The sequence below is a fragment of the Methylobacterium sp. J-001 genome (assembly GCF_022829565.1).
GTDB lineage: Bacteria > Pseudomonadota > Alphaproteobacteria > Rhizobiales > Beijerinckiaceae > Methylobacterium.
This window is the reverse complement of record NZ_JAKSYN010000136.1, coordinates 1-558: the sequence shown is the minus strand read 5'-3', so window position 1 is coordinate 558 and position 558 is coordinate 1. Positions and strand designations below refer to the sequence as shown.

Sequence of the window (558 nt, the reverse complement as noted above, 5' to 3'; positions counted from 1 at the left end):
GGCGTCTGAGGCGCTCGGCGCCCGCGGCGTTGGCGGCGCAGGCGGGTTCGGGTCGGACGGGTCGAAGGGGCCGGGCTCACGCTCGACGGGATGCTCGGCCGCGCTCTGGCTCCGACGCCCCGGAACCTGGGGGGCGGTGGTCTCGATCGGGGAGTCGTTCTCGGTCCGGCCCACCACGACACGGGACGCTCGATCATCGGCGCTGACCCCTTGGGGCCATAGCTCAGTTGGGAGAGCGCGTGCTTTGCAAGCATGAGGTCGTCGGTTCGATCCCGTCTGGCTCCACCATTCTTTTGGGAGTTGGCGCCGCTGTAGCGGCTGCCGCTTGAGAGAGGGTGTCGAGCTTGGCTATCTGGAACACAGTTTGCCGCGGCAGACGATCGATGAGGACCGTAAGGTTCGGTTGATCGTGCCGTCTGGCGAAGACATCAGTGACATCGTGAAGAGGGAATGTGGCCGTTGGGGGCGCGAAAGCGTCTACCCTGGCGGTCATGTTCGGCAAGCATACGGTGATGGAATCGGAAACGGTTCTGTCACTGGTCTTTTTGTGACCGTGTC

General features: G+C 64.5%; 1 protein-coding gene and 1 tRNA gene. Both read left to right on the top strand.

Going from position 1 to position 558, the window contains the following annotated elements:
• Positions 1–212: 212 nt before the first annotated feature.
• Positions 213–288 (top strand) — tRNA-Ala (locus MKK65_RS17155).
• A 37-nt stretch (positions 289–325) separates the two neighbouring features.
• Positions 326–558: hypothetical protein (locus tag MKK65_RS17150; protein WP_243959216.1), on the top strand; the 233-nt coding region annotated here is incomplete at its 3' end.